Here is a 372-nt window from a genome sequence, read left to right as displayed (position 1 = left end):
TTGAAGATGCGGACAGCACAACAACGGCAGCCGATAACAGCGTCGTTGAAGGTACCGGTGACACCGTAACTGGCACCATCACCGTAGCCGCAGAAGCGGGCATCGACACCGTGACTATCGGTGGCGTGGATGTAACCGATGCGAGCACAACCCCTGTCACCATCCCGGGCACCGAAGGTACCTTGGTGGTCACGGGTTATGACGCGACCACCGGTGAGATCACCTACGAATACACCGAAGACGGTGCAGCGGAAGATCACACAGCGGGTGATAACTCGATTGTGGATCAGTTCACGGTTGAAGTGACCGACCTTGCAGGTCAGACCTCTGACGATACGCTGGACATCCAGATCATCGATACCGCACCTGTGG

General features: G+C 57.0%; 1 protein-coding gene. It reads left to right on the top strand.

Translation table 11 applies throughout. The features are described 5' to 3' along the window. A partial coding sequence (locus ACXAF9_RS18185) for a hypothetical protein (protein ID WP_475076848.1) occupies window positions 1-372 on the top strand: 372 nt, incomplete at both ends.

This window comes from Neptunomonas sp. ABH4_499, from assembly GCF_056160565.1.
This window is presented reverse-complemented; position numbering and strand designations above follow the sequence as displayed.